The sequence below is a fragment of the Micromonospora endolithica genome, assembly GCF_003626595.1.
Lineage (GTDB): Bacteria > Actinomycetota > Actinomycetes > Mycobacteriales > Micromonosporaceae > Micromonospora > Micromonospora endolithica.
In genome coordinates, this window is sequence record NZ_RBAK01000003.1 from 86,858 (window position 1) to 99,732 (window position 12,875).

The following is a 12,875-nucleotide window of genomic DNA, read 5'->3' on the forward strand; positions in this document are numbered from 1 at the left end:
GAGGCGTTAAGAAGGGGCCCTTCCTTACATCTCAGACCTGGACGGTGGGGGGGAGTTGCTGCGGGGGGAGACCGCCGTCGCCGTCGACCACCTCGTCGGGGGTGCCGTCCTCGTCGATGTCGACCATGGTGATGTCCACCTTGCCGTCACCGTCGGTGTCGAACTGGAAGAGGTCGGCCTTACCGTCGCCGTCCGTGTCGACCACCCAGACGTCGGTCCGACCGTCGTTGTTGGTGTCGGCGCGCAGCAGCTCCACGCGCTCGTCCCCACGGGTCTCCACGGTCTCCGCCGCGGCCGTGCCTTCCGCAGTCTCCGGTGCCTGGCTCATGTCGGCTCGTTTCCTTCCCTCGGTTGCCCGGCGTCTGTACCCGATCCGGCCCGCCCCCACGCATCCCGTCCCGGGCGCCGCTGCATAGGGTCCCACCATGACCGAGTGGAGCGAGCGAGGAGCCGGCACCAGCGACCGCTGTGTCGTGGTCGGTGCCGGCACGATGGGGCTGGGCATCGCGTACGTCGCGGCAGGCGCCGGGCACACCGTGGAGCTGGTCGAGGTGGACCGGGACCGGGGGGCCGCCGCCGTGGCGCGCCTCGGTGAGCTGTGGGACCGCGCGGTCGGGCGGGGGAGGCTGACCGCCGACGAGGCCGCCGCCACCCGGGCCCGGCTGACCGTGCACGCCGGCCTCGCCGCCCTCGCCCCGGAACCCGCCGTCGTCGTGGAGGCCGTACCGGAGCGGCCGGAACTCAAGCGGGCGGTGCTCCGCGACGCCGAGGCGCTGCGCCCGGCCCTGCTCGGCAGCAACACCTCCAGCATCTCGATCGGCGAACTGGCCGAGGGACTGGCCCGGCCGGAGCGCTTCCTCGGGCTGCACTTCTTCAACCCGGTGTGGGCGATGCCCCTGCTGGAGATCGTGGTCGGCCCGGCCACCGCGCCGGAGACCACCGCCGCGGCGGTCACGCTCGCCGGCCGGCTGGGCAAGGACCCCGTCGTCGTACGCGACCTGCCCGGCTTCGCCACCTCGCGGCTCGGCGTGGCCCTGGGTCTGGAGGCGATCCGGATGGTCGCCGACGGGGTGGCCGATCCGGCCGACATCGACAAGGCGATGGTGCTCGGCTACCGGCATCCGGTCGGGCCGCTGGAACTGACCGACCTCGTCGGGCTGGACGTGCGGCTGGACATCGCGCGCACCCTGCGGGCCGCGTACGGCGACCGGTTCGCGCCACCGCCGCTGCTGGAGGCGATGGTCGCCGCCGGGCGGCTGGGCCGTAAGTCCGGGCAGGGCTTCTATCACTGGGTCGACGGCAAGCGGGCCGGTGCGGCGGACCTGACCGGGCTCGCGTCGTGAGCGGGCTGCGGATCGAGGAGGGCCCGGACCGGCTGGTGGTCACGCTGGACCGGCCGGAGAAGCGCAACGCGATCGACGCGGACCTGATCGGCGCGCTGCACGAGGTCTGCGCCGAACTGGAGGCCCGGCCCCGGCTGCTGCTGCTCACCGGTGGCGCCGACGGCATCTTCGCCGGTGGCGCGGACATCGGGCAGCTGCGCGAACGAGGCCGGCTGGACGCCCTCGCCGCGATCAACTCGGCCGCCTTCGCCCGGATCCGGGCGCTGCCGATGCCGACCGTCGCCGCCGTCGACGGACCGGCGCTGGGCGGCGGCGCCGAGCTGGCGTACGCCTGCGATCTGCGGGTCTGCACGGAGCGGGCCGTGTTCGGTCAGCCGGAGGTGCGGCTGGGCATCCTGGCCGGCGCCGGGGCGACCCACCGGTTGCCGGCGCTGGTCGGCGAGGCGCGGGCCAAGGAACTGCTGTTCACCGGGCGGCGGGTGGACGCGGCGGAGGCGCTGCGGATCGGCCTGGTCAACCGGGTGGTGACCGAGCCGGCGGAGCTGCTGCCGACGGCACACGAGTTGCTCGACGAGATGGCGAAGGCGTCCGCGCTGGCGCTGCGGCTGACCAAGCTGGCGGTCGACGCCCCCGCCGCCGCCCACCCGCACCTGGACCTGGTCAGCCAGGCGGTGCTCTTCGAGGACGCGGAGAAGCACCGCCGGATGACCGAGTTCCTCGAACGGCGACGCTCCCGCTGAGCCCGCAGACGGCGACGGCCGCGCCGGTCATCCCGGTGCGGCCGTCGCCGTCTGGCTTGCCAGCGGTCACTGCCGCAGCTGTACGCCCACGTCCGCCAGACCCCGGATCACCGCGGCCGACTCACCGAACCCGATGATCAGAACCGCGTCCGCGCCGAACGCCTTGATCTCCTCGGCGCCCTTGCGGAAGTCGACCGGCGTGGCCTTGCTGTCCTCCGGCGGGGCGTAGCCCAGCAGCTTCACCCGGTCGTCGCCCAGGCCGGCGCGCTCCAACTCGACCCGGACCGTCTCCTGGAGACCCTTGCCGTACGAGTCGTCACGGGCCACGATGGCGACCTTCTGCGGGCCGTCCCGCAGGATCACGTCGGCCAGCGCCCGGCCCTGCAGGCTGTCCGGCGGTGACGTGCGGAAGTAGAGCCCGTTGTCCTTCAGCTCGGTCAGGCTGGCGTCGGTGTTCGACGGGGAGAAGAGGACAAGGCCGGCCTCCACCACGTCGGGCAGCACCTGCCGGGAGATCCCGGAACCACCGGCACCGATGATCACGTGCACGCCCGCCTCGACGTGGCTGGCGACGGTGGCCTTCGCGACCGCCGGGCTGGTGCCGTCGTCACCGTCGATCCAGACCACGGGCTCGCCGAGCACACCGCCGGCGGCGTTGACCTCCCTGATCGCCAGCGCGGTACCGGCCGCCAGGGGCGGGTTGGCGATGGCCAGGTCACCGGTCTTCGGCAGCAGCCCGCCCAGGACCAGCGGCGCGCCGCTGCGGGGGTCCGCCTTGTTGCCCTGCTTCTTCGCCCTGGGCGGCTTCTTCGTGCTCGCGGCCGACTCGCTGCCGGCGCCGACGAACTCGGTCTTGCCGTCGTTGAGCTGCTGGCCGTCGAAGTGCAGGGTGGCGTAGCTGGCCGTCGACGGTTCGCCCGCGTCGGTGAAACCCGCCCGGGTCAGCGAGACACTGCGGTACTCCACGTCACGCCCGGCGCGGGCCAGCGCGAGACAGGCGGCCGCGGTCTCGCAGCGCTCACCGCCGTTGGTCACGCCGACGATCTGCTTCGCGATGGCGGCCGGGTCGGTGGTACCGGCGAGCTGGGCGGCGATCGCGCTGATCGCCACCGCGTCGTACGCCTCGGCCGAGTAGAGGTAGTCGGTGAGCGTCGGGTCGACGGCCCGCAGCCGATCCTTGAAGGTGTCCGGCAGCGGCGTGAGCGGGGTGGTGCCCTTCATGCCGTCGACCAGGTTCGCGCGCTCCTTCAGTTCCGCGGCGTACGAGTTGAGCATGTTGCCGTCGGTGCCGTACAGGCGCACCTGGGTGGTGGTGGCCTCTTCAGGCTCTTCGGTCCCGCATGCGCTGGTGGCGAGCAGGAACGTCGCGCAGGCGGCCAGGGTGGCTGCCCGCGAGGCGCGTGTCATGAACATGGTCGTCCTTCCTCCGGCGAAGGTCCGCTGCGCAGATTAGCGTGCCCGTACCGACGGCGGGGCCACGGAGGTCCGTCAATCCGCAGGTCCACCCCCGCAAACACGGGGAGTGACGATATTCCGGGGGGTTGACCGGCGGCCCTACCGTGCGGTGGGTGACTGAATCGCCACAGCAGACGCTCGACGACGCGGCCGCCGTGCTCCGCTCCGCGCTGGCCGGGGACGGCCCCGGCGTCACCGGCACGTTCGACAAGGTGGTCGACCGGTCCGGCCTGGCCGGGGCGTACGGGGTGGCGTGGTGCCTCGCCGCGACGATGGTGGGGGATGCCGCCCCACCGGGCCACTGCGCGTTGGACTTCCCCGGGATCGACGAGGCCGGCTACGACGCCCGCTGGGTGGCCCGCTTCGTCAGCGCGTACGCGAATGCCGACGCCGACACCGGCGCGGCGCTGTTCGGTGCGGCGGCGGCCGACGGGTTGCTGCCGGACTGCCTGCTCACCCTCGCCGGCTCGACGATCGCCACCCTGCGCAGCCGCACCACCTGATCGACGCCCCGCCCCGGGCGCCGCCCGCCGTGCGTGGTAGTCCTGGACGCATGTCCGAGGCGATGCTCAGCAAGGTCCGCAAGCTGCTCGCCCAGGCCGAGGATCCGGCCTGCACGCCGGCCGAGGCCGCCGCCTTCACCGCCAAGGCGACCGAACTGATCGCCCGCTACGGGGTGGATCGCGCCCTGCTGGCCGCCCGTGACCCCGCCACCGACCCGGTCGGTGACCGGGTGGTCGAGGTCGTCGCCCCGTACGCCAGGGACAAGGCCGGCCTGCTCGCGGCCGTCGCCGACCCGCTGCGCTGCCGGTGCGTGCGCCGGCGCAGCGGCGACGGCTTCGCGATGCACCTCTTCGGTTTCGCCAGCGACCTGGAACGCGTCGACCTGCTCTTCACCTCCCTGCTGGTGCAGGCCGCGCACGGGATGGCGGGGACGCCGGTGCCGGCCGGCGAGCATCCCGCCGCCTACCGACGGTCCTGGCTGGCCGGGTTCGCGCAGGTGGTCGGCGTCCGGCTACGGACGGCCGAGGAGGACGCGGCGGACAGCGCGGGCACGCCCTCGGTGGCGCTGGTGCTGGCCGACCGCTCGGACCGGGTGCAGCGCCGCCTCACCGAGGCGTATCCGCGGCTGCGGACCGCGGGACCCCGCCGGCTGGCGGGTTCCGGCTTCGGCTCCGGGGCGGCAGCGGGCCGGCGCGCCGATCTGGGCGGCTTCCGGGTCGGCAGCGAGCCACGCCCCGGCCTCGGTGGCTGAACGGCTACCGAGGCACTCCGTCCGACCTCAGCCCGCGCCGCCCACGACGGTCGCGGCGTACCGGGAGAGAAGTTCGTGCCAGCCCGCGGTGAGGGCCTCACGGTAGCCCTCCGCCGCGTCGCCGTGCCGGTCGAAGTGCCGGTGCTCCACCTCCACCCGGGTCCGCCCCGGCCCGTCCGGGTGGAAGAGCACCTCGACCTCGCTCGCCCGGGACGGGTCCGGGACCGGCACCCGATCCGCGCCGATCTGCCAGGTGAACACCAACCGCCGGTGCGGGTCCCAGGTCAGCACCCGGCCCCAGTCGGATCGGAACCCGTACGGGCCGATCTCGTAGAGCATGCCGCCGGCGCGGGGCTCCATTCCCAGTTCGGCCAGGACACCCGGGCCGGACCAGGTGTACTCGGTGACCCACCAGTCGGTCATCGCCTGAGTGAAGACCGCGAACGCGTCCTCGGGCGTCGCCGGAACCAGAAGGGAACTGCGGAGCGAGAACCGCTCGGAGTCCTGCCGGATGTCGGTCGGCCCGGTCGTCTCCTGTCCCATAGGCCCGGACCATACCGGCTGATGCCCGGCTGTGCGACTTCGCGCATCGGTTGTCGCCGACGTTCCGTCCGGCTGGCGTCACGCTGAGCAATCGGGGGCGCGGGATGGTCGGGCGTAAAGCGGGTATGCGCGCCGGACGGTACCTGGCGTGCGACGAGCCCGTCGGACGGGTGCTGCCCGCACGGCGGGTGGGGTCCGGGCGGGCGGTGGAGGCGGAGCGGTGAGCATGGGCGAGAACGCGCAGCAGCGGGACCCGGATCGCGCCGGTGGGCGGCCCACGTCGGGTGAGGCGGGAGCGGAGCCGGACGTCCTGCTCGACATATCAGAGGTGTCGGTCGACTCGATCCGGCTGGCGGTCGACGGCCTGGACGCCGAACTGTCCCTGCGGGCCCGCCTGGCCGATCTGCTCCAGCTCGACGCCGGCGTGCGGGTACACCTGGAGGGCGTCGAGCTGGACGTCAGCGGGGTACACGCGGAGGCGCTGCTCAAGGTACGGCTGGAGAAGGTCGTCGCGATCCTGGAACGCGCCCTGACCTCCATCGACCGGAATCCGGAGATCCTCGCTGATCTGTCGCCCACCCGCACCGCCCCGGTCGGCGAGGTGGCGCAGCGGGCGGCCACTCAGGGGGCGGAGATCGCGGCCTCCGCCAGCCGGCGGGGTCGCCCCGCCAGAGAATTCCGGGCGCGGAGCGAGCCGGAGGTGGGTGGCGCGACCGACGATCTCGGCCAACAGGTCGGCGCCATCGGCGTGGACGCCGGCGAAGGCCGCCGTCCGGGGGCGGCGCCCGGGGCGACGGTGGGCGGCGACGAGGCGGCGGGAGATCGGGGCGACGCCCCGGCGGGCGGTCGGACCGGAGTGCCGGGCGGCGAGCCGATGGAGGCGACGGGGCTGGCCAGCGGCTCGGGCGGGGGCGGTGAACGGGGCGAGGCCTTCCGGGACGCGGAGCGCCGGGCGGCGGCCGGCCAGGACGCGGAGCGCCGGGCGGCGGCCGGCCAGGACCGGGAACGTCCATCGGGGACGGCGAGGGCGGAGCCGGCGACGACCGACAGCAGGCAACGGCAGCAGGAGCCCCGGCCGAGCCAGGAGCCTGAGGCGGAGGAGTTCTCGATCGGTGGCGCGGCGTCGAGTGCCGCCCACCTCGCCGAGCAGGCCGGCCAGACGCTGCGGCAGGCCGGACGCAGCGTCTGGGAGGCGATCCAGGGCGGCATGGCCAAACGCGACGGATGATGGTGTCCGCCCTGACCGGCGGGTCGTCCGACCCTTCGGCAAGGGTCGCGGGCGTCGGCTACCCGAGGGCGCGCGCGGCCTGATCGAGGAACCGATCGACCTGGCGTTTGTCGTATCCGCGCAAGCCGGTGGTGAAGGTCGCCGCCCGGATGGCCGTCGCGGCCTCGGCGCGGGCGATGGCACTCTCGGAAGCCAGCGCCCGGCAGACCTGGTCGACCAGCCGGTCGACCGCTGCCGTGTCGTAGCCGCGCAGGGCCACCGCGAACTCGGCTACCGGGTCCGGCTCACCCGGCGGGCGGGAATCCGCCACCGGTCCGGGGGGACCCTCCAGCTGACCGACGATGCGCGTGATCGCGCTGTCGACCTGGGCACGGCCGTAACCACGCAGCGCGACGGTCGGGTTGGCGCGACGCAGTGCGGCTGCCGCCTCGGCACGCACCCGCGGGTCCGTGGCGGCGAGCGCGGCGATGGCCGGCGTGAAGATCGAATCCACCTCTCGCCGGTCATATCCGCGCAGCATCACGGGAAACTCGTAGGACTCCATGCCTCGAGTCTTCCGACGCCGTCAAGCGTGCGTCGAACGCCGACGAACCGGGGTGCCGAGGTACCAAGCAAAGCGCCGACCGGCGTTTCCGCTGGTCGGCGCTGCTGTAGCCCGGCGAAAGGCTATGTGGCCAGGGGCGGGGTCGAACCGCCGACCTTCCGATTTTCAGTCGGACGCTCGTACCAACTGAGCTACCTGGCCGTGCTGCTCGGCTCATGCTACCCGCAGGACGGGTCATCCGCCCGGAGGGTCGTACGCTCCGATACGCAGAACGCCGCGCGTGTTGCGCGGCGTCGGCGCTGCGGTCCTGACGGGACTTGAACCCGCGACCTCCGCCTTGACAGGGCGGCGAGCACTCCAACTGCTCCACAGGACCTAGCTGGTGTTGCCTCCGGCCGAAGCCGGATCGTGCCCCCAACGGGATTCGAACCCGTGCTACCGCCTTGAAAGGGCGGCGTCCTGGGCCGCTAGACGATGAGGGCGGCCCCGCCATCATTGCACACTCGCAACTTCAAGCGGACTTGCTCCCATCCGGCCCCGCCGGAGGCTTCGAAAGCATACGTGATGCCCCGCCGCGCGGCCAAACCGGTATGGCTGGAGCCGTAATGATCTACAAAAGACCAGGTCAGAACGGTTTCACCGGAGTCGGGTGACGCCGTACCGGCGCTTCAGGTCGGTGATCAGGGCCGGGCAGGCGGCCAGGGTGGCCGCCCGGTCGCCGCCTCCGTCGTGCAGCAGGACGACCGAACCGGGACGGACCGCCCCGCGTACCCGGGCGGCGATCGTGGCGGCCGGTGGCTTCCCCCAGTCCCGCGGGTCGACGTTCCAGTGCAGCGACCGCATGCCGAGCTGCTTGGCGACCGCCACCAACTCCGGTGTCCACCGGCCGCCCGGCTGCCGGTAGAACGGCACCTTCGCCCGGGGAACCGCGGCGCGGATGGCCCGGTCGGTGCGCACCAGGTCGGCCCGGATCTCGGCCACCGGCCGGCGGCCGAGATCGGTGTCGTGGTGCCAACTGTGATTGCACAGCTGGTGACCCTCGCGGACGATCCGGCGGACCAGTTCCGGGTGCCGCCGTACCTGGACACCCACCACGCAGAACGTCGCGGTGACCCGTTCGGCCCGCAGCCGGTCGAGGATCTTCGGCGTCCAGACCGGGTCGGGGCCGTCGTCGAACGTCAGCGCCACCGCGCGTACCCCGGAGGTGCGGTGCAGGCCGGCGGGGAGCGCGGCGGGTAGCGGCCGGAGCGGGCGTCGCGTCGGGACGGCCCGGGGCGGCCGGGGGGTCACGGCGGTGGGCGATTCGGCCGGCAGGGTGCCCGAGGCCGCCGGCGCCGGACCGCCGCCCGCCCTGCCGGGACTCGGCTCGTCGCCGCAGGCGGCGACGAGCAGGACCAGGAGCAGGCCGTACGCGAGGCGGGCGCGGAGACGCATGTCGCTCCCGAGGGGTCGGGGTCGGCGGACCCCGGGAACGCTAGCCGACCGGGTCCCGTCCCGGCATCCCTCGCCCCCCGCCCAGGGCGGTGGTCGACTGGTCCAGCGAGTCGCGTACGGCGACGGCCAGCGAGACCGCCTCGCCGAGACCGACGGGGCGCACCACCCCGGCGGGAAGCGTGTCGGCCCGCCAGCCCGGCCCGGCCGCGAGCACCAGCAGCGGCCGGCGGGGCGCGGCGAGCAGGGCGGTGAGCTGGGCGGGGTCGGCGGTGGCCCGGGTGTGCGACCAGACCACCACGGCCGCCGGCCCGACCCGGTTGACCGCCTCGACCAGCGCGGCGGCCGGAACCCGGGCGCCGAGCATCCGGTACGCGACGCCGGCCTCGGCGAGCGCGGCGCCGAGTGCCTCCAGCGGCAGGCTGTGCTGCTCCTCGTCGGCGCAGGAGAGCAGGATCCGGGCCGGGCCGCTGACGGCCGCGTTCCGGGCCACCACCGCGAGCGCCTCGGACACGCACCGGGACACCAGGTGCTCGACCTCGATCAGGCCGGCCGTGGCGGCGTGCCGTTCACCGATGCCGGTCAGCACCGGCCGGAGCAGCCCGTCCCAGGTGGCGACGACGCCGTCCGCGTCAAGGGCGCGGGTGATCGCCGCGCTGATCGCGACGGAGTCCAGGCGCATCGCGGCGCGGGCCAGCCCCCGGGCCGCCGGCCCGGCCCGGCCCACCGGGATCGTCGATCCGCCGCCGTCCCGCCTACCGGTGATCCGTGCCCGCTCCCGCCCGGTGTGCAGCGGTACGGCGTCCGGTGCCTGCCGCGCCCAGCGGGCGGCCTCGGCCGGGGTGACCCCCTCGGCGGTGAGCCGGCGCATGATCTCCAGGCGGGCCAGATCGGCCGGCGTGTAACGCCGGTGGTGCCCGGGGACGTGCTCGCTGGGCCCCAGACCGTAGCGTTGGTGCCAGGTGCGCAGCGTGGTGACGGCAACTCCGAGCCGCCGGGCGACGGCTCCGGCGCTCAGCGCCTCATCGGCCACCCGACCGCTCCGCCGCCTCGTCGGCCGGGAGCCCGGACGGGATCTCGGCCGGGTCGGACGTCCCGGCGGTCGGCGCGGTGGGGCGCAGCAGACGGTGCACGACCCCACCCAGCCACGGCGCGTACGAGCAGGGGTCGGTGTCGAGGTCGGCCTCCAGGGCGACCGGGTCGACCCACCGCACCTCGGCCACCTCGTCCGGGTCGGGGCGCACCGGCAGCTCCGCCGGCACCTCACCGCGCAGGACATGGTCGTACTCGAACTCGACCCGTCCGGTGGTGGGGTCCTCGGCGTAGTAGAGGTAGACCCCGACCTCGGTCAGCGGGACCGGCCCGGCGCCGAGTTCCTCGTGCAGCCGCCGGTTGGCCGCCTCGACCAGTGACTCGCCCGGCCCGGGGTGCCCGCAGCAGGAGTTCCCCCAGCGCAGCGGGAAGCGGGTCTTGCCGGCGGCGCGGCGCTGGAGCAGCACCCGGCCGGCCGGGTCGACCAGCAGCACCGAGAAGGCCCGGTGCAGTTGGCCCGGCGGTTGGTGCGCGGCCGAGACGGTGGTCTCCCCGACCGGCTGGCCGGCGTCGTCGACGAGTTCGACGAGGTGCGTCTCCCGGTGGGTCACCGGGTCGCTCCGGTGATCCGGCCGGCGGCGAGCTTGCCCGAGATGAGCACCATCGGCACGCCCACGCCGGGCTGGGTGCCCGAACCGACGAAGACCACGTTGTCCAGGGCGCGGTGCAGGTTGGAGGGGCGGAACGGGCCGGTCTGGAAGAGGCTGTGCGCGGAGGCGAAGGGGGTGCCGGCGGCCATGCCCTGCTCCTCCCACTCGGCCGGGGTGACCGCGCGCAGCACCTCGACGCCCGCGCCGAAGCCGACGTATCCGCGTTCCTCCAGGGTGCCGATGAGCTGGTCGGTGTAGCGGGCGGTGAGGTCGCCCCGCCAGTCGAACGGCGCCCGGTCGAGGTTGGGCACCGGTGCCAGCACGTAGTAGGTGTGGCGTCCGGCGGGCGCGACCGACGGGTCGGTCCGGCTCGGATTCGTCACCATCAGCGACGGGTCGCTCATCAGCTCTCCCCGCCGGATGATCTCATCGAAGGTGCCCTTCCACAGCCGTCCGAAGTGGATGTTGTGGTGGGCGATCTTCTCATATCCCTGCGTCGATCCGACGTGCAGGACCACGCAGGAAGGTGAGTACGTGAGCTTGCGTGCGCGGCCCTCCGGCAGCAGGTCACGGTAGGCGACCGGCAGGTCCGGGTTGAGCACCACCACGTCGGCCGGGATCAGCTCACCGTCGGCGGTCACCACGCCGGTGGCCCGGCCGCCCGAGGTCTCCACCCGGGTCACCGTCGTGTCGTAACGGATCTGCACGCCGTGCTTCTCCGCCGCCCCGGCCAGGCCCCGGGACAGGGCGTGGATGCCGCCGCGCGGGAAGGACACCCCGGCGACCGAGTCGAGGTACGCGATGACCGTGTAGATGGCCAGGGCGTCCTGCGGTGCGAGGCCGGCGTACATGGCCTGGAAGGAGAAGATCCGTTGGGTACGCGGGTCCCGGAAGAACTGGTTGATCTTCGTCTGCATGCGCCGGAAGGCGCCACTGGCCACCAGCTTGAGCAGGTTGCCGGTGATCAGGTCGGTCGGCGCGTCCAGATTGCGCTCGATGAAGTCGGCCCGCTCCAACTGCCACAGCCTGCGCGCGTAGTCGACGAAGCGCAGGTAGCCGTCGGCCTCCCGGGGGCCGCACACCCGGGAGATCTCGGCGGCCATCCGGGTGGTGTCGGTGATGACGTCGAGGGTGGAGCCGTCCGGGTAGTAGGCCCGGTAGGCCGGGTCGAGCGGGGTCAGGTCGAGCCAGTCGTCCAACTCCTCGCCGACCGCGCCGAGGGCCTCGGCGATCAGCTCCGGCACGGTCAGCACGACCGGGCCGGTGTCGAACTCGTACCCGTCGACGCTGAGCCGCCCGGCGCGCCCGCCGGGTACCGACTCGCGCTCCAGCACGGTCACCTGCCGGCCGCTGCCGGCCAGGTGCAACGCGCAGGCCAGCCCGCCGAGCCCGGCGCCGACGACCACCACCCGGTCGGTACGTCCCTTGACGGTACGCACACCGACCACCTCCTTCTTGAAACTGCCCATCATGAACGCCGGTGGGTGGCGGCGGTGGCGAGGCCGGTCAGCGCGGTCCGCGCCGTCTCCTCGATCGGTGCGCTGTCCAGGGCGGCCAGCGCCTCGGCGACCCGGTCGTCGATCATCCGTTCCACCCGGGCGACCGCCCCGGTGTCGGCGACCAGTTCGGCGAGCCGGGCGGTCTCCCGCTCGTCCGTCCCGTCGCCGGCGCCCTCCAGGGCCCCTCGCTGCGCCGGCGTGGCGAGTTGCCGGGCCAGCATGAGCAGCGTGGTGGGCTTACCGATGCGCAGGTCGTCGCCGGCCGGCTTGCCGGTGGTCTCCGGGTCGCCGTAGACGCCGAGCAGGTCGTCGCGGAGCTGGAACGCCTCCCCGACGGCCAGCCCGTAGCGGCTGTAGGCGGTGCTCAGGGGCGCCTCCGGCTCGGCGCCGGCCAGGCAGGCGCCGAAGAGCAGCGGACGTTGCACGGTGTAGCTCGCCGTCTTGTAGCGGGCCACCCGCAGCGCACGGTCCACCGACCAGTTGACCGAGTCGCTCTCCCCGAGCACGTCGAGGTACTGCCCGGCCACCGTCTCCACCCGCATCTGGTCGTAGCAGCGGCGGACGTCGAGCAGACGGGCCGGCGCGACGGTGGCCTGGGCGAGCAGCCGGTCGGCCCAGACCATGCAGAGGTCGCCGATCAGCACCGCGACGGCCTCGCCGAACCGCTCCGGGTCACCCCGGTGGCCGGCGGCGGCGTGCTGGGCGGCCACCGCGACGTGGGCGGTCGGCCGGCCGCGGCGGGTGGCGGACGCGTCCATCACGTCGTCGTGCACCAGCGCGAAGGTGTGCAGAAGTTCCAGCGCGGAGAGGGCGGGCAGCACCGGTGGCAGCGGTTCCTCGTTGCCGATGACCCCCCGCCAGCCCCAGTAGGCGAACGTCGGGCGGACCCGCTTGCCGCCGGCCAGCACGCACTCGCCGGCCGTTGCGGCGAATCCGCCCATCGCCGCGTCGATCCGGGTGAGGGCGGCGACCTCGGTGGCCAGGAAGTCGGCGAGCGTGTCGTCGACCGCCGCGATCAGGTCCCTCGTGTACGCGGCCAGGACCGCGCGGATCGGATCGTCCCGGTCGGCCGGCTCCGCCGGCGCCACGCGGAACGCATTAGCCGCAACTGCGTCGTTGGCCATGTGGGCGAGCGTACCCTAGGGTTACGAGTTG

The 12,875-nt window shown here is 73.8% G+C and carries 14 protein-coding genes and 3 tRNA genes; 5 read left to right on the forward strand and 12 right to left on the reverse strand.

Features of this window, described 5'->3' with window-relative positions; translation table 11 throughout:
* Window positions 1–31: 31 nt before the first annotated feature.
* On the reverse strand, window positions 32–328 hold the full coding sequence (locus D7223_RS09550; RefSeq protein ID WP_120727285.1) for a hypothetical protein: 297 nt from the start codon (window positions 326–328) through the stop codon (window positions 32–34).
* A 97-nt stretch (window positions 329–425) separates the two neighbouring features.
* Here D7223_RS09550 and D7223_RS09555 point away from each other — a divergent pair, with 97 nt between their 5' ends.
* Entirely contained in the window at window positions 426–1,343 is a 918-nt protein-coding gene (locus D7223_RS09555) for a 3-hydroxyacyl-CoA dehydrogenase family protein (protein WP_120727287.1), read from the forward strand.
* Window positions 1,340–2,083: an enoyl-CoA hydratase/isomerase family protein gene (locus tag D7223_RS09560; RefSeq protein ID WP_120727289.1), complete on the forward strand. Its 744-nt coding sequence runs from the start codon at window positions 1,340–1,342 to the stop codon at window positions 2,081–2,083. Before D7223_RS09555 ends, D7223_RS09560 begins: the two co-directional genes overlap by 4 nt.
* Window positions 2,084–2,149: 66 nt before the next feature.
* Here D7223_RS09560 and D7223_RS09565 read toward each other — a convergent pair whose 3' ends face one another.
* A complete protein-coding gene (locus D7223_RS09565) occupies window positions 2,150–3,496 on the reverse strand; it encodes an ABC transporter substrate-binding protein (RefSeq protein ID WP_120727291.1) in 1,347 nt (448 codons plus the stop codon).
* A gap of 155 nt (window positions 3,497–3,651) precedes the next feature.
* On the opposite strand from D7223_RS09565, the gene D7223_RS09570 reads away from it, so the two are divergent.
* Together D7223_RS09570 and D7223_RS09575 are read left to right on the forward strand one after the other, a co-directional pair.
* Window positions 3,652–4,041, forward strand: a complete 390-nt coding sequence (locus tag D7223_RS09570; RefSeq protein ID WP_120728133.1) for a hypothetical protein — start codon at window positions 3,652–3,654, stop codon at window positions 4,039–4,041.
* A 50-nt stretch (window positions 4,042–4,091) separates the two neighbouring features.
* Entirely contained in the window at window positions 4,092–4,793 is a 702-nt protein-coding gene (locus D7223_RS09575; protein WP_120727293.1) for a DUF2786 domain-containing protein, read from the forward strand.
* Window positions 4,794–4,820: 27 nt separating this feature from the next.
* Here D7223_RS09575 and D7223_RS09580 read toward each other — a convergent pair whose 3' ends face one another.
* Complete coding sequence (locus D7223_RS09580) at window positions 4,821–5,336, reverse strand: SRPBCC family protein (protein ID WP_120727295.1); 516 nt, start codon at window positions 5,334–5,336, stop codon at window positions 4,821–4,823.
* A 226-nt stretch (window positions 5,337–5,562) separates the two neighbouring features.
* Here D7223_RS09580 and D7223_RS33445 point away from each other — a divergent pair, with 226 nt between their 5' ends.
* Window positions 5,563–6,564: a hypothetical protein gene (locus D7223_RS33445; RefSeq protein ID WP_238161777.1), complete on the forward strand. Its 1,002-nt coding sequence runs from the start codon at window positions 5,563–5,565 to the stop codon at window positions 6,562–6,564.
* Between the two features lie 58 nt (window positions 6,565–6,622).
* Here D7223_RS33445 and D7223_RS09590 read toward each other — a convergent pair whose 3' ends face one another.
* The 9 genes from D7223_RS09590 to D7223_RS09630 form a co-directional block, all read right to left on the reverse strand.
* Window positions 6,623–7,108, reverse strand: a complete 486-nt coding sequence (locus D7223_RS09590) for a DivIVA domain-containing protein (RefSeq protein ID WP_120727297.1) — start codon at window positions 7,106–7,108, stop codon at window positions 6,623–6,625.
* Between the two features lie 127 nt (window positions 7,109–7,235).
* A tRNA-Phe gene (locus D7223_RS09595) sits at window positions 7,236–7,309 on the reverse strand.
* A 101-nt stretch (window positions 7,310–7,410) separates the two neighbouring features.
* Window positions 7,411–7,484, reverse strand: a tRNA-Asp gene (locus D7223_RS09600).
* 33 nt (window positions 7,485–7,517) lie between these two features.
* Window positions 7,518–7,590 (reverse strand) — tRNA-Glu (locus D7223_RS09605).
* Window positions 7,591–7,744: 154 nt separating this feature from the next.
* On the reverse strand, window positions 7,745–8,542 hold the full coding sequence (locus D7223_RS09610; protein ID WP_120727299.1) for a polysaccharide deacetylase family protein: 798 nt from the start codon (window positions 8,540–8,542) through the stop codon (window positions 7,745–7,747).
* Between the two features lie 40 nt (window positions 8,543–8,582).
* Window positions 8,583–9,572 carry a MerR family transcriptional regulator gene (locus D7223_RS09615; protein WP_120727301.1) on the reverse strand — a complete coding sequence of 330 codons (990 nt, stop codon included), beginning with the start codon at window positions 9,570–9,572 and terminating at the stop codon, window positions 8,583–8,585.
* A complete protein-coding gene (idi, locus tag D7223_RS09620; RefSeq protein WP_120727303.1) occupies window positions 9,562–10,182 on the reverse strand; it encodes an isopentenyl-diphosphate Delta-isomerase in 621 nt (206 codons plus the stop codon). The genes D7223_RS09615 and idi overlap by 11 nt, the downstream gene beginning before the upstream one ends.
* Window positions 10,179–11,660, reverse strand: coding sequence for a phytoene desaturase family protein (crtI, locus tag D7223_RS09625; protein ID WP_420330304.1), 1,482 nt, complete (start codon window positions 11,658–11,660; stop codon window positions 10,179–10,181). The genes idi and crtI overlap by 4 nt, the downstream gene beginning before the upstream one ends.
* Window positions 11,661–11,689: 29 nt before the next feature.
* On the reverse strand, window positions 11,690–12,844 hold the full coding sequence (locus tag D7223_RS09630) for a polyprenyl synthetase family protein (protein ID WP_120727308.1): 1,155 nt from the start codon (window positions 12,842–12,844) through the stop codon (window positions 11,690–11,692).
* Between the last annotated feature and the right edge of the window lie 31 nt (window positions 12,845–12,875).